19 protein-coding genes are annotated in these 23,337 nt (G+C 62.3%); 10 read left to right on the top strand and 9 right to left on the bottom strand.

Going from position 1 to position 23,337, the window contains the following annotated elements:
- Positions 1-19: 19 nt before the first annotated feature.
- Genes RB216_RS03085 through RB216_RS03055 form a run of 7 tightly spaced genes read left to right on the top strand, consistent with a single transcriptional unit; the run spans position 20 to position 6,477 of the window.
- Entirely contained in the window at positions 20-1,237 is a 1,218-nt protein-coding gene (locus RB216_RS03085) for a type II and III secretion system protein family protein (RefSeq protein WP_028615599.1), read from the top strand.
- On the top strand, positions 1,234-2,427 hold the full coding sequence (locus RB216_RS03080) for a CpaE/TadZ family protein (protein WP_028615598.1): 1,194 nt from the start codon (positions 1,234-1,236) through the stop codon (positions 2,425-2,427). The genes RB216_RS03085 and RB216_RS03080 overlap by 4 nt, the downstream gene beginning before the upstream one ends.
- A complete protein-coding gene (locus RB216_RS03075) occupies positions 2,424-3,695 on the top strand; it encodes a TadA family conjugal transfer-associated ATPase (protein WP_028615597.1) in 1,272 nt (423 codons plus the stop codon). The genes RB216_RS03080 and RB216_RS03075 overlap by 4 nt, the downstream gene beginning before the upstream one ends.
- A gap of 10 nt (positions 3,696-3,705) precedes the next feature.
- A complete protein-coding gene (locus tag RB216_RS03070) occupies positions 3,706-4,587 on the top strand; it encodes a type II secretion system F family protein (RefSeq protein ID WP_308908303.1) in 882 nt (293 codons plus the stop codon).
- A gap of 1 nt (position 4,588) precedes the next feature.
- Positions 4,589-5,476, top strand: coding sequence for a type II secretion system F family protein (locus RB216_RS03065; protein ID WP_308908302.1), 888 nt, complete (start codon positions 4,589-4,591; stop codon positions 5,474-5,476).
- Positions 5,477-5,486: 10 nt separating this feature from the next.
- Positions 5,487-6,197, top strand: coding sequence for a tetratricopeptide repeat protein (locus RB216_RS03060; RefSeq protein ID WP_308908301.1), 711 nt, complete (start codon positions 5,487-5,489; stop codon positions 6,195-6,197).
- Between the two features lie 10 nt (positions 6,198-6,207).
- Positions 6,208-6,477, top strand: a complete 270-nt coding sequence (locus RB216_RS03055; protein ID WP_028615593.1) for a DUF3613 domain-containing protein — start codon at positions 6,208-6,210, stop codon at positions 6,475-6,477.
- Between the two features lie 12 nt (positions 6,478-6,489).
- Here the strand turns inward: RB216_RS03055 and RB216_RS03050 are convergent, their stop codons facing one another.
- The gene (locus RB216_RS03050) at positions 6,490-7,278 is read right to left on the bottom strand and encodes a response regulator transcription factor (RefSeq protein ID WP_068931569.1); all 789 of its coding nucleotides are present in this window, start codon (positions 7,276-7,278) and stop codon (positions 6,490-6,492) included.
- Between the two features lie 126 nt (positions 7,279-7,404).
- Positions 7,405-7,854, bottom strand: a complete 450-nt coding sequence (locus RB216_RS03045; RefSeq protein ID WP_028615591.1) for a prepilin peptidase — start codon at positions 7,852-7,854, stop codon at positions 7,405-7,407.
- Between the two features lie 72 nt (positions 7,855-7,926).
- Here RB216_RS03045 and RB216_RS03040 point away from each other — a divergent pair, with 72 nt between their 5' ends.
- Both RB216_RS03040 and RB216_RS03035 read left to right on the top strand, forming a co-directional pair.
- Entirely contained in the window at positions 7,927-8,376 is a 450-nt protein-coding gene (locus RB216_RS03040) for a TadE/TadG family type IV pilus assembly protein (protein WP_028615590.1), read from the top strand.
- Positions 8,373-11,090: a PAS domain-containing sensor histidine kinase gene (locus RB216_RS03035; RefSeq protein WP_028615589.1), complete on the top strand. Its 2,718-nt coding sequence runs from the start codon at positions 8,373-8,375 to the stop codon at positions 11,088-11,090. Before RB216_RS03040 ends, RB216_RS03035 begins: the two co-directional genes overlap by 4 nt.
- Here the strand turns inward: RB216_RS03035 and RB216_RS03030 are convergent.
- From RB216_RS03030 to pbpC, 6 genes are all read right to left on the bottom strand, one after another.
- A complete protein-coding gene (locus RB216_RS03030; RefSeq protein WP_068931566.1) occupies positions 11,087-13,033 on the bottom strand; it encodes a pilus assembly protein TadG-related protein in 1,947 nt (648 codons plus the stop codon). The genes RB216_RS03035 and RB216_RS03030 overlap by 4 nt on opposite strands.
- A 104-nt stretch (positions 13,034-13,137) precedes the next feature.
- Positions 13,138-13,695 (bottom strand): DUF4136 domain-containing protein, encoded by a 558-nt coding sequence (locus RB216_RS03025; protein ID WP_028615587.1) that lies wholly within the window; start codon positions 13,693-13,695, stop codon positions 13,138-13,140.
- Between the two features lie 44 nt (positions 13,696-13,739).
- Positions 13,740-14,342 (bottom strand): DUF4136 domain-containing protein, encoded by a 603-nt coding sequence (locus RB216_RS03020; RefSeq protein ID WP_308908300.1) that lies wholly within the window; start codon positions 14,340-14,342, stop codon positions 13,740-13,742.
- Between the two features lie 24 nt (positions 14,343-14,366).
- Positions 14,367-15,116, bottom strand: coding sequence for a methyltransferase (locus tag RB216_RS03015; protein ID WP_010213471.1), 750 nt, complete (start codon positions 15,114-15,116; stop codon positions 14,367-14,369).
- Complete coding sequence (locus RB216_RS03010; RefSeq protein WP_016977009.1) at positions 15,109-15,417, bottom strand: MazG-like family protein; 309 nt, start codon at positions 15,415-15,417, stop codon at positions 15,109-15,111. Before RB216_RS03010 ends, RB216_RS03015 begins: the two co-directional genes overlap by 8 nt.
- Positions 15,418-15,557: 140 nt before the next feature.
- Positions 15,558-17,888: a peptidoglycan glycosyltransferase PbpC gene (gene pbpC, locus RB216_RS03005; protein ID WP_308908299.1), complete on the bottom strand. Its 2,331-nt coding sequence runs from the start codon at positions 17,886-17,888 to the stop codon at positions 15,558-15,560.
- A 90-nt stretch (positions 17,889-17,978) separates the two neighbouring features.
- Here pbpC and RB216_RS03000 point away from each other — a divergent pair, with 90 nt between their 5' ends.
- A complete protein-coding gene (locus tag RB216_RS03000) occupies positions 17,979-18,272 on the top strand; it encodes a hypothetical protein (protein WP_012722009.1) in 294 nt (97 codons plus the stop codon).
- A gap of 137 nt (positions 18,273-18,409) precedes the next feature.
- Here the strand turns inward: RB216_RS03000 and RB216_RS02995 are convergent, their stop codons facing one another.
- Positions 18,410-23,308, bottom strand: coding sequence for an alpha-2-macroglobulin (locus RB216_RS02995; RefSeq protein WP_308908298.1), 4,899 nt, complete (start codon positions 23,306-23,308; stop codon positions 18,410-18,412).
- Between the last annotated feature and the right edge of the window lie 29 nt (positions 23,309-23,337).

Raw genomic sequence — 23,337 nt, 5'->3', positions numbered from 1 at the left:
TCGAGCAAGGATGCCTTGAATGAGCCATCGCTACGCACCCCTGTTCACGCACATGGCCTGGGCCCTGATGCTGTCGAGCCTGCCGGTCGGCATGGCCTTGGCAGCGCCGGGCAACTGCGGTGCCCTGGGTCAGTTACCCGCCGTGGTCGAGGTGGGAGAAGGCCTGCAACAAGAGCTGCAATCACCGGTGGCCATTACGCGCCTTGCCATCGGCGACCCGAAAATCGCCGATGTGCGGGTCAACGGTGACCGGAACTTTCTGCTGACCGGTGTCTCGTCCGGCGCTACCAGCCTGATGGTATGGACCGCCTGTGCCAGCGCGCCGCGCCAAAGCATGGTGTTCGTCAAGGGCAAGGCCACGTCGGCGCTGACCAGCGTGTCGCTGCCGCCGTCGGAAGACCCGTTGTTGCCCAGCCAGGTGCAGACCGATATCCGCTTTGTCGAGGTCAGCCGTACCAAGCTCAAGGAAGCCAGCACCCGGCTGCTGGGCACGGGTGCAAACTTTTTCCTCGGCAGTCCCAACCTGCTGTCCCCTTCGGAAGGCGTGTTCAAATTGCCGGTCAACACACAAAGCTTCAACGTCGGTTTTGGCGGTGGGCGGGTTTCGGCCATGATCAACGCGTTGGAACGCAGCGGCTTTGCCTACACCCTGGCGCGTCCCAGCTTGGTGGCCATGAGCGGCCAGAGCGCCTCCTTCCTGGCGGGCGGCGAGGTGCCAATCCCGGTGCCCAGCGCGGGCAGCGACACGATTTCCATCGAATACAAGGAGTTCGGCATCCGCCTGACCCTGACCCCCACGGTGATTGACCGCAATCGCATTTCGCTCAAGGTGGCACCAGAAGTCAGCGAACTGGACTACAGCAACGCGGTGCAGATCGAAGGCATTCAGGTGCCGGCGTTGACCGTCCGCCGTACCGACACCAGCGTGTCCTTGGCCGATGGCGAAAGCTTTGTGATCAGCGGTCTGATCAGCAGCAACAACCGCTCCACCATCAGCAAGTTTCCGGGGCTGGGCGACATCCCGATCCTCGGGGCGTTTTTCCGCGACTCCAATATCAGCCGCGAAGAAAAAGAGTTGCTCATGATCGTCACGCCGCATCTGGTGCAACCGTTGGCGGCCAACGCCCAACTGCCCTCCTTGCCCGGCGAGAAACTACGCAGCTACGACCCAAACTGGTACCGGCTGTTCTTCCTGGAAAACGGCAACTTTGACCGTCGCAGTGGACTTTCCCAATGAGCGATAGCCTGAGCCAGACCTTTCTCGCCATCACCCGCAACACCACTGACCTGGAGTGGCTGCAGGGCGCCCTGGCGCCGCTTGGCCAAGTCGTCAGCGCCGGCACCGGCAGCCTGGACGAACTGCTGGCGCTGGTGGATGTGACCTTCGCCAACCTGGTGTTCGTCGGCCTGGACCGCGAAAACGTCGTGGCCCAGAGCGCATTGATCGAAGGCGCCCTGGAAGCCAAGCCGATGCTCGCCGTCGTCGCCCTGGGCGATGGCATGGACAACCAGCTTGTGCTGAACGCCATGCGGGCCGGCGCCCGCGACTTCGTGGCCTACGGCTCGCGCTCCAGTGAAGTGGCGGGCCTGGTGCGACGCTTGAGCAAGCGCCTGCCCACCGTCACCAACAATGCACAACTGGGTGGCCTGACCGTGCTCTTTGGCACCCAGAGCAATGCCGATGGGGCGATGCTGGCCACCCACCTGGCGCTGGTCGTGCAGAAAAGCGGCCAGCAAACCTTGTTGCTCGACCTGGGCCTGCCGCGCAGCGACAGCCTGGCCTTGCTGGGTCTGCAAAGCACCTTCAATTTCGGTGACGCGTTGCGACACTTGCGCCGCCTCGATACCACCCTGATCAACAGCGCCTTTACCCCCGCCCTGGACGGGCTGCGCATCCTGGCCTACGCCACCGGTGACGAACCGCTCAAACTCACCAGTGCCGCCGAGCTGTTCATGTTGCTCAGTGCACTGCGCCAGCACTTCCAGCACATCGTCGTGAACATTACCGGGCAACCCGACAGCGAGGCCCTGCGCACCTTTGTCAGCCACTGCGACAAACTGCTGTGGTGCACCGACCAGAGCGTACTGGACTGTCGCCGCAACCTGGCAATACTCAACCGCTGGCGCGAAAAAGGCATGAAGCTGGATCACGCCAAACTGGTGGTGGACCGCTACATCAAGGCCTGCGCACCCGATACCGAGGCCCTGGAAAAAAGCTTCGGCCTTGAGTGCATCGCCGTACTCCCGCTGAGCGCCGAGCTGCGCCTGAATGTGAAAAACCAAGGCCAGACCCTGTTTGCCCTGGCCCCCCGTGAACCTTTGACCCAAGCCGTGCGCACCTTGGGCGAGCGCCTGGCAAAACGCTCCGAGGGCCTGGCGAAGCCGTCGATGCGCTGGTTTGAACGCTTCCTGGGGTCAGGACGATGAACGGCGAAAAACTGTTTGGCGGCCCAGCCCGCGCCGCTGGCGGCAACAGCGATCACGATGGCCTGAAGCTGGTGCTGCACCGCTACATCATCGACGCCATCGAGGAGTCGGGTAAAAACCTGCTCGAAGGCACACGCCAGTCCCTGGCGCAATTTGTCATCGACAAGGTTTCCGAATACATCACGCGCATGCGACTGGCGATCTCGCGTTATGAGATAGAGCGCCTGGCCGAAGAGATCGTCGACGAACTCACCGGTTTCGGCCCGCTGGAAGTGCTGCTGCGTGACCCTGCGGTGACAGAAATCCTGGTCAACGGGCCGCACCGTGTGTTTATCGAACGCGATGGTTTGCTGCACCAGAGTGACCTGCGTTTCATCGACGACCACCATGTGGAGCGCGTGATGCAACGCATCCTCGCGCCATTGGGCCGGCGCCTGGATGAATCCTCGCCGATGGTGGATGCGCGCTTGCCCGACGGCAGCCGGGTCAACGCGATCATCCCGCCGATTGCCCTGGACGGGCCGTGCCTGTCGATTCGGAAATTCCGCAAGGACATGCTCAAGAGCAGCGACTTGGTTGCCATGCAAACCATTGATCAAAGCATCTTCGAGTTCTTCCAGGAGGCCGTGGGCAAGCGCTGCAACATCTTGATCAGCGGCGGCACCGGCACCGGCAAGACCACGCTGCTGAACATCCTCAGCCAGTTGATCAACCCCCATGAGCGCCTGGTGACCATCGAAGACGTCGCTGAACTGCAACTGGGCCACCCCCATGTGGTTCGCCTGGAAACCCGCCCGCCCAACGCCGAAGGCCATGGCGAAGTACGCTCCAGCGACCTGATCCGCAACGCCCTGCGGATGCGCCCGGACCGCATCATCCTCGGCGAAATCCGTGGCGTGGAAGTGCTCGACGTGATGACCGCCATGAACACCGGCCACGACGGTTCCATGAGCACCGTGCATGCCAACAATGCCCAGGATGCGTTGCTGCGCCTGGAAACCCTGGTGGGTCTGACCGGCCGTGTGGTCGCGGAAAAAACCCTGCGCCAGATGATCTGCGCCGCGCTGGACGTGATTATCCAACTGACACGCATGCCCGATGGACGCCGCTGTGTGAGTGAAGTGGTGGAAGTGGTCGGCGTGCGCGAAGACGTGTATGTCACCAACACCCTGTTCCGCCTGGACCGGCGCACCGGCTTCGGTTTCCTGCGCGAAGCCATCAACCCGGCCGGCGACAAACTGCGCCGCGAATCGGCCTTGCAATCCTAGGGAGCGCCAGATGATCGGACCTGTGTTGCTCCTTATCTGCCTGCTGCTGATCGGCCTGTCGTTCTGGCAATTTCAGCACGGCCTGCGCAAGGCCCAGACGGACCGCGTGCTCGAACGTCTCGGCGACGGTCAGCCCGAAGTACAGGACACCGACACCCGTTGGACGGGCGTTGAGCGGATGTTTCAACGTGCCGGGCTGGGCAAACCCACGGACCGCCTTGGCCTATGGCTGAGCGCCTGGGTGATCGGCGTACTGTTGGGCTGGCTGTTCGCCGACGGGTTGGGCCTGATCACAATGATCGTCGGACCGCCTTTGTTTCTGCGGGTGTACATCAGTTGGTGTTATCAACGCCGCGTGCAACGTATGGTCGAGCAACTACCCCAATTGCTCGACCACAGCGTGCGCAGCCTCAAATCCGGCAGAACCTTGGCCGACGCAGTACTGGGCGGTGTCGAGAGCACTGAAGATCCGCTCAAGGAAGCCATGGGCCGCGTTCAACGCAATGTGCGCATGGGCGTCAGCCTGCCGGACTCGGTCAGCGACTTTGCCGAGTTCTATGAACAGGATGAATTCCGCCTGTTCGCCCTGGGCCTGAAGGTCAATCACCGCTACGGCGGCAATGCCAGTGAGCTGCTGGAAAACCTGATCAAGATGATCCGCGAACGGGAACAGGGCGCCCGTCAACTCAAGGCCATGACGGGTGAAACCCGCATGACCGCGTATGTGCTGGGCGGGCTGCCGATACTGATCGTGGGGTATTTCATCCTGGTCAATCCCGATTACCTGATGAACATGTGGAACGACGATACGGGACGCATCATGCTGTTCAGCGCGCTGGTCATGGACATCAGCGGCACCTTGCTCATGTGGCGCATGCTGAGGAGTGTCTGAGATGGCGCTGCTGGCCTGTGTCTTGTTGTTGCTCGCCGCCTTGGTATTGTTCGGCGGCCAATTGCTCGAGAATCGCCGACGTGACCGCCGGGTGGCTGAGCGCCTGCAAGGGCGTATGGGCGGCGATGCCAAGCTTGGCACGTTCATGCGTCAACTCGGCGCCAGCACCCTGGCCCAGCGTTCGGTCAGCCTGGACAACGAGACCCAGATACTGCTCAACCGCATTGGTTGGCGCAAGGCCAGCCAACGTTCGCTGTTTGCGGCCTTTCAGATCGGCTTGCCCATCGTGTTCCTGGGCCTGACCGTCATCGGCCAGCAGGTTTTTTTCCCTGAAATGGACCCCGCGTGGATTGCGCCCCTGTTTGGCCTGGGCATTGGCTACCTACTGCCCAAACGCGTGCTCGCCGCCGCCGCCAAACATCGTCAGCAAACTATCGCCAAGGAAATCTCGACCTTCATTCCGCTGCTGCGCATCCTGTTCGAATCGGGGATGGCGGTTGAACAGTCATTGCGCGTCCTGGGCACCGAAGCCCAGCGCTTGCTGCCCGCGCTGACGCATGAGCTGCGCCTGATCCTGGCGCGGGTCGATTCCGGCCTGGAACTGGGCGAAGAACTGGGCAAGACCGCGCGTTTGCTGGAAGTCGATGAGTTCACCGACACCTGCGTCATCCTTCAACAATTGATCCATCAGGGCGGCGGCGCGATGAAGTCCTTGCTGGCCCTCAAGCAACTGCTCGACGACCGACGCCTGACCCGCCTGCAGGAATACATTTCAAAGATGTCAGCAAAAATGTCGGTGGTGATGATGGTGTTTCTGTTCCCCGCTTTGCTGATCGTGCTCGGCGGCCCGGCCTTTATCGGCATCGCACGGGCGATGGCCAACTTTTGAGGAGACCTTGATGAGAGTAATGATTGCCGGCTTGGCCATGCTGATGCTCGGCGGCTGCGCCACCAATGGCCAATCACCCTGGGCAGCGTTGACCTCACCGGGCAGTTGCGCCAAGCCAAGCTCGGAACAGGAACTGGCGCTCAACCTGTCTGATGATTTGGCCAACGAAGGCAAGGTGCACGCCAGCCTGGCCAACCTGCAAAGCCTGCCCGAAGCCTTGCCCCAAGTGCGCCAGCGCAAGGCCCGCACTTACCGCCTACTCGGGCGCAGCGAAGCTGAACCGTTGTACCGCAGCCTGCTCGGCACCTGCATGACCGCCGAAGGCGAGCACGGCCTGGGGCAATTGGCGGCCGCGAAGGGCAACAGCGCCCTGGCCATGGCCCACCTGCAGCGGGCGGCGCAGCTGGCGCCCACTGATGAGAAAATCCGCAATGACTTGGGCGTGGTTTACCTCAACCAATTGCGCGTGGAAGAAGCCCGCTTTGAATTCATGACGGCCATCGAACTCAAGCAGGGCGACCCGTTGGCCGCCGTCAATCTGATCACGCTGTTGATCTACCAGGACGACTGGGGGCAAGCGGCCAAGGTCGTCAGTCAGCTGGGCCTGAGCCGCGAGCAAGTCTCCGATGCCCAGGCCCGCGCAGAAAAACTCAAGGGCGCCCGGACGGCGGCGCGCAAAGTCGCGACCGTGCGCGATGCCCTGCCGGTGAGCCTCAAGTAAGGAGTGATCGATGAAAGCACATTACCTGATCGGCCTGGTGCTGTTACCGCTGGGCGCCATGGCCATCGAACCCGGCCCGTCGTCCCCGCAGCAGGCGGAAACGGAAAACTGGATGGTCTTGCAGATCAACGGGCGAGCCGCTTCGCCGACGCCACAAAGGGCCACGCCCGCGGAACGGGAGCAGGCCTCGCAGCGTTGGCTGGACACTTACAAATATCCGATTCCAGAGTTTTTCGAAACGGGCACCAGTGGGGACTCTAAAGGCGGCCAGAGTCAATGAGGTCCTGGCGCTTCAGTGCGCCGTCACTCGCTGGCGCATCGCCGAGTTGCTCGGCGACAAGGCCAGTGCCAGTTGGGTACGGTTATGCATATGGGTCAGGCGCAGTACTTGGGACACGTACAGCTTGACCGTGTTCTCGGTGATCCCCAGTTCGCAGGCGATCTGGTAGTTGGTCTGGCCCTTGCCCACCAGGCGCGCTACATCCAGTTGGCGTGGCGAGAGCTGGTTGAAGATGCTCGGAATTTCCACCGGGCCGGCTTCTTCGGCGACCAGGTCGGCCTCATCCGCCACGCCGGCACCTGGGCTGCGGCGCACTTTGTCGAGGTCCTGGTACAGGTCGTTGATGGATTCGGAAAGGTATTGCAGCTTCTGGTTCAGGTGCCCCAGTTGCAGCTCCTTGCGTCGCTCTTCCAGCGCTGCTTCCTGGCGTTGTAGACCTTCGAGCAACTCGTCGAGGTTGATCGGCTTCTGGTAGTAGTCCGAGATCCCTGCACGCAGGGCCTTGATCACGTCCTGTTTTTCGGCGCGCCCAGTGAGCATGATCGCCTCGAATGCCCGCGCCTTGCCTGCCACTTTTTGCATAGCCTTTACAAGCTCGATGCCGTCCATGTCCGGCATGTGCAGGTCGCACAGCACCAAGCCGATCTCGGCGTCTTCGCTGAAGCGCTGCAAGGCGTGTCGGCTGGACTCACAAGGGACGCAGCGATAACCACTGCCTTCAAGAAATTCGCAGAGCTCTTCCACGATCAATGGCTGATCGTCGACCACGAGCACTTTCACCGCCGAGGTAAGCTTGTTCACGCGTTACTCCATGCCTGGCCAGCCAAAAGATTGACCTATCCTTTTTGACGAAGAATCCTACACATCTACTCAATAAACGTAGACCTACTTTCCGACTATGTACATAGCGATAGAGGCCTTGTGCGACTAATGGATCCAAAGCCAGTACAGCACAAATCCTGTCAATACAAAGGGGGCAAAAGGCTGCTTTGTTGACACGCCCGGTGAAGGTACCTCTCGGTGCGCGCTAAACCTTTGATGGATAAGCACCCAGGCGCCCTGGAACACGGCGGCACCGATCAACGACCATAACAAAGCATCCAGATTGCTCGCCAGGGCCAGCGCGGCCAACAGCTTCACATCCCCCGCGCCAAAGCGGCCCAGTGCATAGCCCGGCAAGGTCAGCAGCAGGGCCACGGCAAAGGCCCAGCCTCCGTCGCCAGCGGGTGCCCCCAGCCAGGTCGTGCCCCTCCACAACAGGTAAATCAACGCCAACAGCGCCACTCCGAGGGTCAAGCTGTTGGCGATTTGCCGTTGACGCATGTCCTGCAACGCACAGAGCCCCAGCCAGAGCAGTATCACCGCGCTATGAATCACGTAAAAAACATCCCTTTTCGCTGATTGATTCTATGCTGATATCAAGTAGTAGCCGTCAGGGTAGACGCAGTCATGAAAACAGGCCTCCCTAGAAAGCAAAAAGGTGCAGCGGCGATTGAGTTCGCCCTGGTCTTCGGGATCTTTTTTGCGGTGTTCTATGGGTTGATCAGCTATAGCCTGCCGCTGCTGATGTTGCAGTCGTTCAACCAGGCGGCGGCTGAGGGCGTGCGCCAGGCCATGTCGGTGGACCCGGTAGCTGCCGGTTCCGCTTATACCAACCAGGTGACCACCCTCGCCAAAACCACCGCCTTAAAACAGTTGCAATGGATCCCGACCAGCTTCCAGTTTACCGATGACCTGGTCACCGCCACCTACGCCGGCACCGGCACCACGCTGAAAGTCACGATCAAATACCCCTCCAGCCGCCTCTATTCGGTGTTCCCGGCGCTGGTGTTGCCGGTCATTGGCACCGTGCCGAATCTGCCGGCGAACCTGTTGGTCAGTTCGAGTCTGCAGCTTTGACCTCGGGGGACAAGCTCTTCGGGCGACTGCTCGGCCGCAGCAGCGCGCTCACACTCGACATGCCCGGCGCCCCCACGCCAGGGCTGCACCTGCAACTGGACGCGCTGGGCCACGTGCTGGGCATCAATGGCACCCTGCGCTCACTGCTCGCGCCGCATGAAGCCCGACCGCTGCTGCGCGAGCTGTTATGTGCCAGCAGCGCCTTGAGCATCGAAGGCCCCCCCGCCGACTGGCAACGCCAGAGCCTGGACCTGGACTTTCAAGGCGCCGCCGGCCAGATCCTGCACACCCGTGGCTGGGTCGAACCCGAGGGCGATGGCTGGTGCTTGCGCCTGCAGGACGTCAGCGACTTGCTGGCCAGCCGGCAACTGGCCCAGCACCGCGAACAGAACCATCAACTCGCCTGCCAGATGAGCGAACAACTGCGGGTATGCAGCCTGACCCGCCTGCCCGAGGTGTTCAACGAACACCTGCGCAGCCTGGCCCAGCGCTGGCGAATCCCCTGCGTGGCCATGGCCTTGCTCGATGAAGAAGACCAGGGCTGGCGGATCTACAGCCACTACGCCGCCCACGATGCGCCCACCTTGTGGCAGACCGGCCAGTCCTTGGGCATCAGCCTGGACAGTGCCAATGGCAATACGCCGTTGAGCCTGGCCCAGGAGCGCAGTGACAACCCGCGGCTGCAGAGCATTTTCGGGAATGCCGATGGATTCCTGGTGCCTTATCGTGACAGCCAGGGCGTCGCCGCGTGGTTGCTCTGCGGGTTCTACAGCGGCCAGCAACACACTAGCGAACGGGACTGGTTGAACCTCACCGCCGCCCTCGCCGCCCCGCTGCTGAGTCGCCTGCGCGAGCAACGCAACCACCAACAGCTTGACCGCATGGAAGCCCTGCAAGGCCTGCTCGGCACCGGCTGGTGGGAACTGCTGCCAGCCACTCAGGAGATCCAGTTGGCCCCGCAGTTGCTGCACAATCTCAGCCTGGAAGACGGCCCGACCCGCCAGCCGCTGGACCAGTGGCTTGAACTGATCCATCCCGCCGACCGCCAGGCGCTCAACAGCCGTCTGCACGACCTGCAAGCCTTGGGCAAACCCTTGCTGACCAGCGTGCGCCTGCAGCGTACCGACGCCGAGCACAACCCCCTGTGGTATCGCGTCCAGGGCCAGGTGTTGGGCGTGGGTGACAACCGGCGCTGGATCGGCTTCATGCTCGACATCAGCGACATCAAGAACCAGCAACTGCAAGCCGACGCCGCCCATGCGCGCCTGGACAACCTGATCGCCAGCTCGCCGGCGGTGATCTACGTGCAACGTTATGTCAGCGGCGCCCTGCTCCCGGCGTTCTTCAGCGACAGCTTGCTGCCGCTGCTGGGTTGGACCCTGGCCGACTGCACCCCTGACAACCTGGCATCACTGATCCACCCCGAAGACCGCGAGCTGTACTTCGAGCGCAGCCGCCAACTCCTGCGTGAAGGCAGCGTACGCAGCCGCTACCGTCTGCGTGATAAACAAGACCATTACCATTGGCTGCTGGACGAAGCCAAGCTGTTGCGCGACGACCTCGGCCTGCCGGTCGAAGCCGTCGGTTTATGGCTGGATGTGACCGAGGCGACCCTGGCGGCCGAGCAGATCAAACAGAGCGAAGAACGCTACCGCATCCTGGTCGAGGACTCTCCGGCGATGATCTGTCGCTATCGCCCTGACCTGACCCTGACCTTCGGCAATACACCGCTGGCCAACTACCTGGAATGCCTGCCGGCGCAATTACCGGGGCTGAACCTGGGGCACTGGCTGTCGGACGAACAACGCCAGGCCTTTGTACAGCGCATCGAACAACTGACCCCGGAATTCCCGGTCAGCACCGCCGAGATCAGCCTGGAATTGCCCGGCCGCGAACATGCCTGGTGGGTGTGGTCGGACCGTGGCGTGTTCGACGAACAGGGCACACTGGTGGAGGTGCAAGCGGTGGGCCGCGACAACACCGAAGTGCGCCGCTCCCAGCAGCAACTGACCCAAAGCGCCAAGATGGCCACCCTTGGCGAAATGGCCACCGGCCTGGCCCATGAGATCAACCAGCCGCTGAACGTGATGCGCATGGCCATCGTCAATGTGCTCAAGCGCCTGAGCAACGGCGATGCGCAAGTCGACTACCTCACCGAAAAGCTCCAGCGCATCGACACCCAGGTCCAGCGCGCGGCGCGGGTGGTGGACCACATGCGCGTGTTCGGCCGCCGCTCGGAAATCGAACAACAGCCCTTCGACCCGTCGCAGGCAGTGGAAGGCACCTTGTCGCTGCTCGGTGAAGGCCTGCGCGGCAAGGGCGTGGAGCTGCGCATCACACCTGCGGACTTCAAGGTGCAGGTCAAAGGGCATGTCGACCAGCTTGAGCAAGTGCTGATCAACCTGATGGTCAACGCCCGTGATGCGTTGTTGAGCAAGCGCGAAAAGGATCCCGGGTTCCGCCCGTGGATCGCCCTGCACTGCGAGCATGACAGCCGGCATGTGCGCATCTGGGTTGAAGATAACGGTGGCGGCATTGACCCACGGTTGCTGGAGCGGATTTTCGAGCCGTTTTTCACCACCAAGCCCATCGGCGTGGGCACGGGGTTGGGCTTGTCGGTGAGCTATGGGATCGTCGAAAACATGGGCGGACGCCTCAGCGTCGCCAATGGCGAGCACGGCGCGAGGTTTTGTGTGGAGTTGCCGGTGGGTTAGATCACCAGATAGGCGCGGCCCATGTGGCAACTGAGATTGGCGCCGACTTCGGCGTTGCCCAGGCTGATGCCCAACGCCGAGAGCAGTGTGTTGACGATGGGATCGAGTATCGGCGACAGGACGTTTTGGACAAGGCCCACCACCGAACTGATGATGGTCGCCAGCGCGTTGGTAACGGTGCCATTCGCCGGGTTGGGTGTACTGCCGCTGGGCGGCACGTAGGTGACCTGCAGACCGTTCAGGGTATTGCCCAGGCTAAACAGGATATCGGCAGTGCCGGGTGGTTTTTTGTAGATCGTTGCCGCGTTGATGTCATTCACCGGATTAAACACCAACGTATTGGTTTGCGCGCCTATGGTGGACAACGCTCTCAGATTCAGGCCGCCGCCAACGCCGGGTGTGCGCGGACCACACACCAACGTCAGCAGGCAAAAGCGTTGGCCAAAGTCGATCAGCCTCACCGGCTGCACATTCACTGGCGCAGACGATGAAAATGCCGACACCGGATCAACATAACCCACGCCCAAGGTGGCGAGTGAAGTGGTGGCCTGCACCGTCAACGACTTGGTGGCCGGCGTGGCGCAACTGAAGTCTGTGACGTGGCTCTCTGCACTGGCCGCCTCGATATAGATGGACAAGGTCTGGGTGATATCCACGTCAGCGACATTACACCCCACTAAGCACACGACACCGGCCACCACATCCAGAAGATTCAAGTTCAATAAACCACCGACCACCTTGGATACCGGCGTCGCAAGCCCGCTCAGAATGGATGAAACCCCCGACACCACCTTGATGATCGGCGCATCAATCGTGACCAAGGTGCGTACCTGGGCGGTTCGAACAAAAATCTGATCCGTCGGCGGATTATTCAACAGCCCCGCCTTGGCCTTTAGTGGATTGCCAATCGCCGACAATTGCGGGGGTTCAATGACTTTGGTCTGGATCGAGACAGTGCCTACCAGCGGAATATTCACCTGGGCTGCCGCACTGACCGCACTTTTGCTGCTGGAGAGCTGCGCCACGGTCTCCAGCAACTGAAACAACTGCACACTGGTATTCAAGGCCGCCGCCGGCGTTCCGGTGGCGACTTTCAGCAAGTCTCCAACCGTCAAGAGCTGGGTATTCGGCGCGATGGCTTTCACGGTAATCAGATCGTTGATGACCGCCGTGGCGACCGCGCCGTTTTTTTGCAGGACCTTCACGGCGGCGTCGAGCAACTGGCTGGCGGAAACGGCGGTACTCAGCAGTGCGTCGTAGTCACCCGCCTTCACGTTCAACTGAATCGCCAACTGATCCAGATAACTGAGCAGGTTCACGTTCGTCGTCAGCAAGCCATTCCAGCCTGCGGCCGTCAGGGACAGGCTGCCGCCCAATAGATTGCCGACAACCATGTTCAGCAACGGGGAATTGGCCGAATTCACGGAGGCCAGGCCGCTGCGAATGGTCAGTTGCGCTACCGGGGGCGCAGCCGCAGCCACGGCGGTGGCACTCAATATCGTCTGGGCGGCAACCGGTGCACCGCTGAACATGTTCCAGATGCCGTTGGCGAGACTGGTCATCACACTGCGCGTTGCGACCACGCGCACGGCGTCGTTCTTGGTCGCGTCGGCGACGAACACACGGATATTGCTGGCATTGGTGGGCAAGGTGCCGCAGGTCACGGCCAGGCCCCGGCTGTTGTCCCCGGCGACCACGGTAAAGCCGTTGCGCGCGGCGTTTTCCTTGGCGTAGTCATTGGCCGTGGAAGTGGGCGTGCACTGGCCGCCACGACCGGCGGCTTCCAACGCCGCTGTGTCGGCGATGGACTGCAACCTGCGCTTTTCCAGGTACAGGCGACCGCTGTCCAGCGCCAACAGCATGAACACCATGGCCACCGCCAAGGTGCCTGCCGCCATCAAGCCAATCGCACCACGCTGCCGGGAACCAAGTCGGGGAGACATCAGGCACTCCTTAGCGCTTACTCTCCGTAATTGAATTGGAGTGTAGACAAGGCTTCAGGTGTGCGCTGGCCAGTCGCCACATTGACGACTGGCGGAAGGTATTTCTAGTGTGGAGGGTAGCTGGAGAGGACGCGGGTGACGGTGGTGCGGATGGCTTTGTCACGGTCCTGGGGGTTGGGCGAAGTGGCCATCATCTGTTCGTCGCTGCCGCGCCACACCAATTTGCCGTCCTTGCCGTCGAGCAGGTCGATCTGGATGGTGGCGACTTTGTAGGTGATGTTGCGCGTCTCGTTGTACATCGGCGCGCCCCAATAGCCGTTCCATGGGCCGCCCCAGGCGCCGCCGTAGTTGGTGGTGACTTGCTGCTGGCGGTCCTCCACGATCAGGTAGGCCTGCACGTTCAGGTCAGCCTTGCTGCCCGGCGCCGCTGGGCGCAGGCCGCGCTGGTCGAGTTGTTCACCCACGGCCTGGCGGATGCGCTGTTCGGTCAGGTCGCTCTTGATGCGCGGATCATCCGGACGATATTGCAACGCCGGGTCTTTCCAGGCCCAACTGCGGTAGGCACCAAAATCCCGGCTGGCGTCGAAATCGTGGTTGACCTGGCTGGTCTGGCAACCGCCCAGCAGCACTACAAGAGCAAGCGTAGCGATACGACGAAACATGGTTTTTCTCCAAAGAGCGACCGCGCTAAAGATGAGAATAGCTGTTAACTGGGAGGATAAGCCGTCATTGCCTTTTGCACCGCCTGGCGCAAGGCATCTCCCCGCTCACTGAGGCTTCCCTGGCTGCCGGTTTCCGTACTGGCACTCCACACCGGCTGGCCGGTGCGGGCATCGAACAGATTGACGCGAACCACCACGACCTGCACTTCATAGGTGCGCACGATCGGCACCGAGTTGTACATGCCGTAACCATTGCCATAGCGGTTGTAGCCGCCATAACCGTAGCCGTAGTCATCCTGGACCTGCTTGAGGCGCTTCTCCAGGCGCACATCGGCGCTGACAAAAAGGTCTGCCGGGCGATTGTCATGCAACGGGCGCAGCCCGCGTTGATCAAGGGCACCGCTGACCGCTTCGGCAATCTGCGCCGAATCCGCCCAGGCCGTGCCCGCCGGCAACTGGCCGTTGCGCCAGGCCCAATTGCGGTAGGCGCCGTAGTCGCGCACGGGCGCCGGGTAGGCGCTGGCATCAAAGGTGTTGGCCGCCTGGGGCGGCGCCGGAGGAATCGGCGCCGAAGCAGCAACATAGGGGTTTGGGCTGGAACACGCGCCCAAACCCAGGGACAACAGGATCAAACAGAGACGACGCATTTCGACCTCCGCAGACTGGGCCGCTTAAACCGGACGGCAAATCCAGTGCAAATAACGCCCAAGTCCGGCAAAGCTTGGGTGACGACGGTGAGCGAGTTCCATCTCCAAAAGGTCCTGCAAATCGGCGCGGGCCTGGAATTCTACCGGCATATAGTCGTGGAACACCCGCACGCCGCTTTGGCTTTCGACCTGCCAAAGGCCTTCGAGTTGCGCCGCCAACTCACGGGGATCGAGGGGTTGTTGCGGCGTCAGGCTCTGCTTTTCGCCGGCCATGTCATTCTTGCGCATTTTGCGGAAGTGGCCTTTGAGCAGGTTGCGGTAAATCAGCGCATCGCGGTTGTAGAAGGCCAGCGACAGCCAGCCGCCAGGTACCGTGAGTTGGTGCAAAACCGGCAGGATTGCATGGGGCTCGGCCAGCCATTCCAGTACTGCATGGCACAACACCAAGTCATAGGGTTCGGTGAGTTGGCCGAGCAGGTCTTGCCACGGCGCATGAATAAAGGTGGCGGTTTGCCCGGCATCCGCGAAACGTTGACGGGCGCCTTCCAACATCGGCTCAGCGGGCTCGGCCAGGGTGACCTCATGGCCTTGTTCGGCCAACCACAGCGACATATGGCCCAGGCCCGCGCCGATATCCAGCACGCGCAAAGGGCGTTTCGGCAGCGCTTCGGTCAGGTCGGCCTGGAGCACCGCCAGGCGGATCGCGCCTTTGGCACCGCCGTAGATTTTTTCGGCGAAACGCGTAGCCAGTTGGTCGAAATGACGATCACTCATGGGCAAACCGCCGTTCACTGTCGGCCAACTTGGCGCGCACCACCTCGTTCATGTCCAGACCCAACTCGCTGCACAGCAACAGCAGGTACAACACGATATCGCCGACTTCCTGCCCGGCATGGGCGAGTGTGTCGGCCGGCAACTGGCGCGACTGGTCTTCGGTCAGCCATTGGAAGATTTCCACCAGCTCGGCCATTTCCACGCTGGCGGCCATGGCCAGGTTTTTCGGGCTGTGGAACTGCTTCCAGTCGTTGTTATCGCGGATGCGGTGCAGACGTTCGGTGAGGTGTTCGAGGTTCATGCGGTACTCCTGAAGGTGGATAGCTTCGGGGGGATTAGCCTTGAAGGCAAGTGAACCTTTAGGCCGCTATCGCCGGCAATCCGGCTCCCACGGTTTGGAATGCGTTCCCTTGTAGGAGCCGGCTTGCCAACGATGGCGATTCAATCGACGACGCTGAACTCAAGCCGGGCCGTTTGACCGGCTTCATCGAGGACGCTGAGCTGGTAGCGGCCCAGGCGCTCGAAACTGGCGTTGATAAAGTCCTGGTTGGCGCTGTCCCCCAACGGCGCACCATTAAGGAACCACCAGCGCCGGCCGCTGCCGCCCAAGGCGGAGATTTTCAGGCGCAGGGCCTGTTGGCTGGTGGCGGGCAGGCGCAATTGGTCGCCTTCGCGCACGCCGACAATCGACAGCGGTGACGACGCGGCCAATGCCGGAGGCGGGCAATCGGGGTCGGCGGCCGGGATGCGCGCTTCGCGGCGTTCGGCCCGTGGCAGCCAGGGTTCCAGCGGTGCGGGCCACAAGGCGATGTTTTTCGGCTCGGCGCCGGGGCAATGGGCGTCGACCCGCAAGCCCTTGGCATTGACCCAGACGCTTTCCATCAAGCCCACGCTCAACGGCTGATCCAGTGCCTGCAACGTCGGCGGCGTGGTGTGATCCAGGGTCCAGGCAAAACGCTGGCGGCGGCAATTGGGATCGCTGCGGCTCATGGGCTGGCCCAGCGGCCAACAGATCGCCGCCACGCCGACATTGGCCGGCACCGGTTTCACGGGGGCGCTGATACCGCGCTGGCTGTCGCGGTTAGTCAGCACATCGTGCACCTGCAACATCAACGGCGCTGCCGAGGCCAGGCCGAACTGGCCCGGCACTGGCGTGCCGTCCGGGCGGCCGATCCACACGCCGATCAGATAACGCGGGCCCACGCCAATGGCCCAGGCATCGCGAAAACCGTAGCTGGTGCCGGTTTTCCAAGCCAGCACCGGGCGTTGCACCAGCTCGGCACGCGGGTCACGGTCGGGCCGCGCCTGGCCGCTGAGGATACGCCGCACAATCCAGGCGGACCCTGGGGACAGTAACGGCCGCTCCCTGAGCGTATCGTCCGGCTGCAATCGGATCGTGGCGCTCCTGCCGTCCCGGGCGAAGGCGCTGTAGCCGCTTACCAGGTCTTCGAGACGACTGCCTGCGCCGCCCAGGATCAGTGCCAGGTTTGGCTCGGCCAGCGCCGGTAATGTCAAAGGCACGCCGCCGATGCGCATTTCGGCGGCAAAGCGCTTGGGCCCATACGCTTCCAGCAACTGCACCGCCGGCAGGTTGAGCGAACTCGACAGCGCCGTACTCGCCGGCACCGCACCGGTAAAGCCCATGGAGAAGTTGCCCGGCCGGTAATCGCCATAACGCCGGGGCACGTCCTGCAACAGGGATTCGGAGTGGATCAGGCCGTCATCCAGGGCCATGCCATAGAGAAACGGTTTCAACGTGGAGCCCGGCGAACGCAAGGCGCTGATCATGTCCACGTGACCGAAGCGCTTGGCATCGTTGATGTCCACCGAGCCGAGGTAAGCGCGCACGGCCATGCTTTCCTCCTCCACCACAAGAATGGCAGCGGAGGTATGTTCCGGCAGCCGCGCGCGCCACCCCAGCAGCAGGTCTTCAAGACGGCGTTGCAAGGTGGCATCCAGAGTGGTGCGGATCAGCGGCGGGCTGTCGGGACGATTCAGGCGCCGCGCGAGCAACGGCGCCAAGCTCGGCTCCAGGCGTGGGGCGAGCAGCAACGGTTCTTCCAGGGCTTCATCGACGGCAGACTGCGGCCAGACCTGGAACTCCGCGAGGCGGCGCAAGACTTTGTCGCGGGCTTCCTGGGCGCGCTGGGGATGGCGATCCGGGCGCAAACGGCTGGGCGCCTGGGGCAGAACGGCGAGCAAGGCGGCTTCGGCGTGGGTCAGTTGCGCAGGGGATTTGCCCAGGTAGGCCCAACTGGCCGCCGCCACGCCCTGCAACGTACCTCCGAACGGCGCGCGGTTCAGGTAGAGGTTGAGGATTTCGGCCTTGGACAGGTGCCATTCCAACTGCACCGTGCGCCACAACTGGCGCAACTTGCCATGGAAGGTGCGCGAATGCGGATCCAGCAACCGCGCCACCTGCATCGACAAGGTGCTGCCGCCCGATACCACCCGCGTGCCCGTAAGGTTCTGCCAGGTCGCACGCGCCAGCGCCAGCGGATTCACACCGGGATGCTGGTAGAACCAACGGTCCTCATAAGTCAGCAGCGCGTCCAGGTAATACGGCGACACTTCGCTGGTTTGCACCGGGTAGCGCCACACGCCATTGGCATCGGCAAACCGCCACAACGGCGTGCCATCCTCGGCCAGTACCACACGCGCCAGGTCATCCTTGGGCAACGGGAGAGGCCAGATGCGGTCGGCCAGCCACAGCAAGGCCACCACTAACAAAAGGCTGGCCAAGGTCCAACGGGCAACTAAACGCAAACTCAAACGGGCAAACCTCTATGCTGGTAGGGAACTAGCCTGTTGCAATAACAACCAAAGGCACAGATTCGCCCACCTTCTCATCAGGACACACATATGCAGGTAGAAAGCTTTTTCGGCTGGTTGGGCCAGGCGCTCGGTTCCGTCATCCGTTTTATCGTCGACGGCCTCAGCGGCCTGTTCGGTGCACTGACCAATGCCGGCGGCAACTTCATCGATGGCTTGTCCCGCACCTTGGGCATGGACACCTCGATCATCAGCATCATCACCCTGATCATCGGCCTGATGCTGCTGTACTCGGCGGTGCGCGCCTTCATGCGGGCGTCGATCATCATGGGGATTATCTGGTTGCTGTTGGGCCTGTGGCTACTGAGCTGGGTCGTCCACTAACCCAAAAACACCACAAATCCCCTGTGGGAGGGGGCTTGCTCGCGAATGCGGAGTGTCAGTTAGCGCCTCTATTACTGACCCAGCGCATTCGCGAGCAAGCCCGCTCCCACATTTGATCCCAATTCAAATTGAGGCCTTCACCGCCCCTTGATCACCAGATCCGCCGGCGTCTCCCCCACCGCCTGCCAGTTCGGCCGGTACATCGACTCCACCTGCGGCGGTGGCACGCGGTAAGTGCCCGGCGTCACGGCACGCGCCAGGTACAGCAGGTGCGTAGTGCCGGAGCCTTCGAGGTTGATCGCCGCCACGTAGCGGTCATCGCGGAACTCCTGGTGCTTGAGCGATGCGTTCTGCATCGACTCACGCCACTCCTTCACTTGGCTGCTGGCGTTTTCCAGGCTGGCAGCGCTTTGTGCCAGGTTCTGGTTCTCCAGTTCCAGGCCAGCTGGCAACAGGTCCACCACCAACGCATCCGGCACGCGCTGCTTGGCACTCACCGCCAAATGCACCAACACCAGATCGCCACTGTTGAGACTGCGCAGGTTCAACGGCTGGCCGCTCATGCCCAGGTATTCGCGGCGGATGCTCAGGTTGTCGCCACCCGGTGCCGGTGGCACCTGTGGATAACCCGAAATCGTCAGTTGCTGGTACACCGGCGTCTCGCCCTGATTGCTCAACGTCAGATCACTGGACAGCCACTTGCCTTCCAACTCCAGCGTCGACTGTTGAGTGTTCAGTTCCTGCACACCGCCACCGCCCGTCAATGACACCTGCCAGTTCGCATCAGGCTTGGCAAACCCGAGACCCCCGGCCAGGAACAGCGAGTTGCGCTCCTGGGTCGACAAGTACGGGCTGGCGGCCAGTTGATCCGACAGCGTGAACAAGCGCTCCTCACGCTTGCCCTTGGCCAAGTCGTTCTCTTCCAGCAAGGCCAGGATCATCGCCTGGTCGCGCAACGGGCTGCCGTAGTCGGCCAGCCATTCATTGGCATTGCGTTGCGCGGCCAGGCCAGCGAGCAAGGCTTGGTCCGCACGCGGCTGGTCGCCCATCTTCTGCAACGCGATGGCCAACTGCACCAGCGGCAGACCAGAGCGCGCATCGCTACGACGTTCGAAGATGCTGCGCAACGCGCCCAACGGCGCCTGCTGACTGCGCGACAGGACCATACCGGCGTAGGCCTGCACGGCAAAGCGGGTGTGGTCGGCATTGTCGCTGTAATCGACGTCAATCAGGTTGCGTTCCTGCACGTAGCGCAGCAGACGCTCGCTGGCCTTTTTCAACGCTTCAGGGGGCACGGCAAAACCCTGATCGCGAGCGCGCAACAGGAAGTCGGTGACGTAAGCCGTCAGCCAGTATTCTTCTTCACCGTCCGCGCCCCACAACCCGAAGCTGCCGTTGTAGCGCTGCATGCCCAACAGGCGCTCGATGCCCAACTCGATCTTGCGTTTGCGTTCGCTGTCCGACTCGCCTTTGATCGACAGGCGCTTGAGCAGCGCATCATCGGCGTACAGCGACGGATACAGGCCGCTGGCGGTCTGCTCCAGGCAACCGTAGGGGTAGGCCTTGAGTGCACTGATCTGCGCGCCGAGGTTCAACGGCGGCCGACTCGACAGGCTCAGCAGCGCCTGGCGCCCCGAGGCGTCGAACTGATCCAGCGTCCCCGGCGGCAAGCTCCACGGTTGCTCCTTCAGCACCGCGCGATAGTGCTTGAGCAGCGCCGGATAGGCCGGACGCACCCCCAAGGTCCATTCGCGCGTAAACGGCGGCAGGTTCTCGCCCGGCAGGTCCAGGCCATTCACCGTCACCTTGACCTTACCCTGCCCTAACCCGCCCCAGGCTTTCACCGGGATACGCAGGGTGGTGCGCTGGCCTTGCTTGAGTTCGACGCTTTGCGCGCCGCTGCTGACCAGCTCCAATTGCCCATCGGCGCTCAGTTGTACATCGAGTTTCTGCGGCTTGCCCGACAGGTTGGACAGGTCCAGCGCCAACGTGGTCTGGTCACCGCCCGCCATGAAGCGCGGCGCCGACAGCTCGGCAATCAGCGGTGCGGCAATCACCGTCTTGGCTTCGGCCATGCCGTAGCGATCGTCGCTCCAGGCCTGGGCCATCAGGCGCAATTCGCCGTTGAAGTCGGGAATATTGACGCTGACTTCGCCCTCGCCTTGCTCATTCAAGGTCACCGGCGCGCTTTGCAGGGCGACGATGGTCACACTGGTGTCCGGGCGCTTGCCGCCTTTGGCCAGCGCCGCATCACCACCAAATGCCAGGCTGGCCAATCGGCCCTGGCCGGCTTCGATCAACTGGCCGTAGATATCGAATTGGTCCACGCCGTAGGCTTTGCGACCGAACAGGCTGGAATACGGATCCGGCGTCGGGTATTCGGTGATATTCAGGATGCCCACGTCCACCGCTGCAACCAGCACATGCACCTGTTTCGGCACGCTGCCATCGGCATTCTTGGCGGCGATTTTTACGGTGAGCGGCTGTTTGGGACGCATTTTTTCCGGCGCGCTGAGGGTCACGCCAAGCTTGCGCTGGGTGCGATCCAGCGGCAGGTGCAGCAGGCCCACCGCACGTTTAGGCGTGATGTTGGCTTTGCGCTCGCCGGGGCGGATCACCAAGGCGCTGACATACAAATCATGGCGCGACCATTTCGGATCGAGCTTCACGGCGAAGCTTTTGCCCTCGGCCGGCACGTCGATTTCCTGCCACCACAACGGGCCTTCCGCAGACTCCACCAGCAGGTAGCCCTTACCGGCCGCCGGCGGCGTGACGGTCACGTTGGCCGTATCGCCATCGCCATAGGCCGGTTTATCCAGCGCCAGCTTGACTTGATCAGGCCGTACGGCGCCGCCTTCAGTGTTGTCCTGAGCCTGGTAGCCGGCCCAGAAACGCAGGCTGCTGACCAAGCCGGTTTGCGGGTCTTCGACCTCGACGCGGTAAGGACCCCACTCCACCTGGAAGCTGACCTTGGCGGTATCGCCGGCCTTGATGTTCAGGTTCTGTTCGTCGAGGTTGAGGAATTTCTCGTTGAAGTGATAGCTCCAGCCATCATTCTCGGAGTAGTTCCAGTAGTAGTCGCGGCGCTCACGCACCAGGCGCACCTTGAGGTTGGGCGCGGCGAGTTTCTGCCCGTCCTGGTTGGCCAGCAGCACTTCGAATTCCGCCGGGCCGTCGCCATTGGTTTCCTTGCCGTCAAACAGCCCGCGCAGGCCCGGCAATTGCTCGGCCGGCCAGATCGGCTGCACCAGGCGCCGGGTGATCGGCCGTCCACCCGACTCTTGCAGGCTGGCCTGCACGATCAGTTGCAGCGGCGACTTGGCCTCGGCCCATTTGCTTTCCAGAGTCAGTGCTTCCTGGCCCTTGGCGTCGAGCACGCTTTCTTCCAGTTCGAAATCCTGACTCAGTTCTTCTTCGGTGACGGAGCCGAACTGATAGCCCGGCAGCGCTTTGACCGCTTCGCGCAACGGCCGCACATAGACTTGGCCGCTGACACGATTGCCCGACGCGGGGGCGCCGTACAGGTAACGGCCGGTGACCTGAATCACCGCGTCATCCGCCGGTTTCAACGGGGTGTCGCTGCCCTTGAGTTCCAGCGCCAGGCGCTCGGGCAGGAAGTCTTCGACAAGGAATTCATACAGCTGCGGCTTGCCATCACCCAGGTCGAACACCAACTGCCAACGCCCGGTCGGTGCTTCGCCGGCCAGTTGCAGTTGATATTGATAGAGGCCAGAGGCATCGGCGTCCCACACGAATTTGCGGCTGACCTGCTCATCCGGTCGACGTACTTCGACGCTCACCGGCTGCGGCTTGACGGCATTGCCGTCCTTGTCCCGCAGCAGGGCGTTGAGCAGCACGGTTTCGCCAGGGCGATACAGGTCGCGCGGGCCAAACACAAAGAACTGCAAAGGGTGGGAGGGTTGGCCGCCAATGTCGAACTCGGCCAGGTCCAGCGCCGCACTGTCGAGGCGCAACATACTGGTCTGTTCGCCCTGCTTGGCCAACAGCACCTGAGCCTTTTTCGGCAAAGGCAACTCGGCGTGACCGCCCTTCTCGGTCTTGCCCTGGCCCAGCACACGACCTTCGGCGTCGAGCACTTCGAGGTCAACGCCATCCAGTGCCTTGCCGCCTTCCAGCGCCTGGGTAAACACGTCCAGGCGATTGGCGTAGCGGTGCACTGACAGGCCGATATCACTCAAGGTAAACAGCGTGGCCGGCTGGGAATAGTTGTAGGTGCCCGAAGCCCGCATCACCGCCAGGTACACGCCCGGCTGCTGCAATTGCTTGAGGCCGGCGATGGGCAGCAACAGGGTTTCGCGGGTGTTGCGCGCTGGGTTCAGGTCGAAACGGCCGCCGTAGACCAAGTCGGCCAAGGGCAGCAGTTCGCGGGATTCATAGCTTTGCAGGCTGGTGTTGCGGCCCCACTGCGCGAGGAAGGTAGGCAGGGATTCGGGTTTGATGCGGAAGAATTCGACATCGATCTTGTCGACGTTCAACGCGATCACCGGCAGGCCTTCGGCCAGGCGTGTCGGCAGCAAGGTGCCACGGCTGGCAAAGCCGACGGTGGCTTGCAGGTCGCGAGTTTCCAGGCGGGCGGTGTATTCGGCGGCGAGCGTGTTGTCGTTGACCGCCTTCACACCGGCGTCGACTGTCAGCACCAGCTTGCGCTGTGGCTCCAGGTGGCGCAGGCGCAATTCCATCAGGTTATCGGAGATTTCCCAGGCGCCATCGACCTTGCCGGACTTGCTGTCCACCAGGTGAAGTTTGTCGGCGAATTTCTGATCGGGATCCAGTGGAATGGAAAAGCTCACAGAAAGCGTGCTGGCGCCGTCGAGCTGCACTTCGGACACGTCCACCACACTCAACTCACGCCCGGCGTAGCGCTGCTTCAGCGCCGCCACATCCACCGCGGCCTTGGCCGGTTTGGGTGCCACTGTTGCCGCTGCGGGAGCGGTCGGGGCTGCCGGTTTATCGGAGGAATCGCAGGCGCTCAGCAGGGCCAGCGCGCAAGCAAGGAACAGTCCTTTGTTAAGCATGGGGCACTCGTTTGTGAGGGGGTCCGAGA

It is taken from the genome of Pseudomonas canadensis (genome assembly GCF_030980095.1).
Taxonomy (GTDB): domain Bacteria; phylum Pseudomonadota; class Gammaproteobacteria; order Pseudomonadales; family Pseudomonadaceae; genus Aquipseudomonas; species Aquipseudomonas canadensis.
Note: the sequence above shows the minus strand (reverse complement) of the source record. Positions and strands in the feature narration are given on the sequence as shown.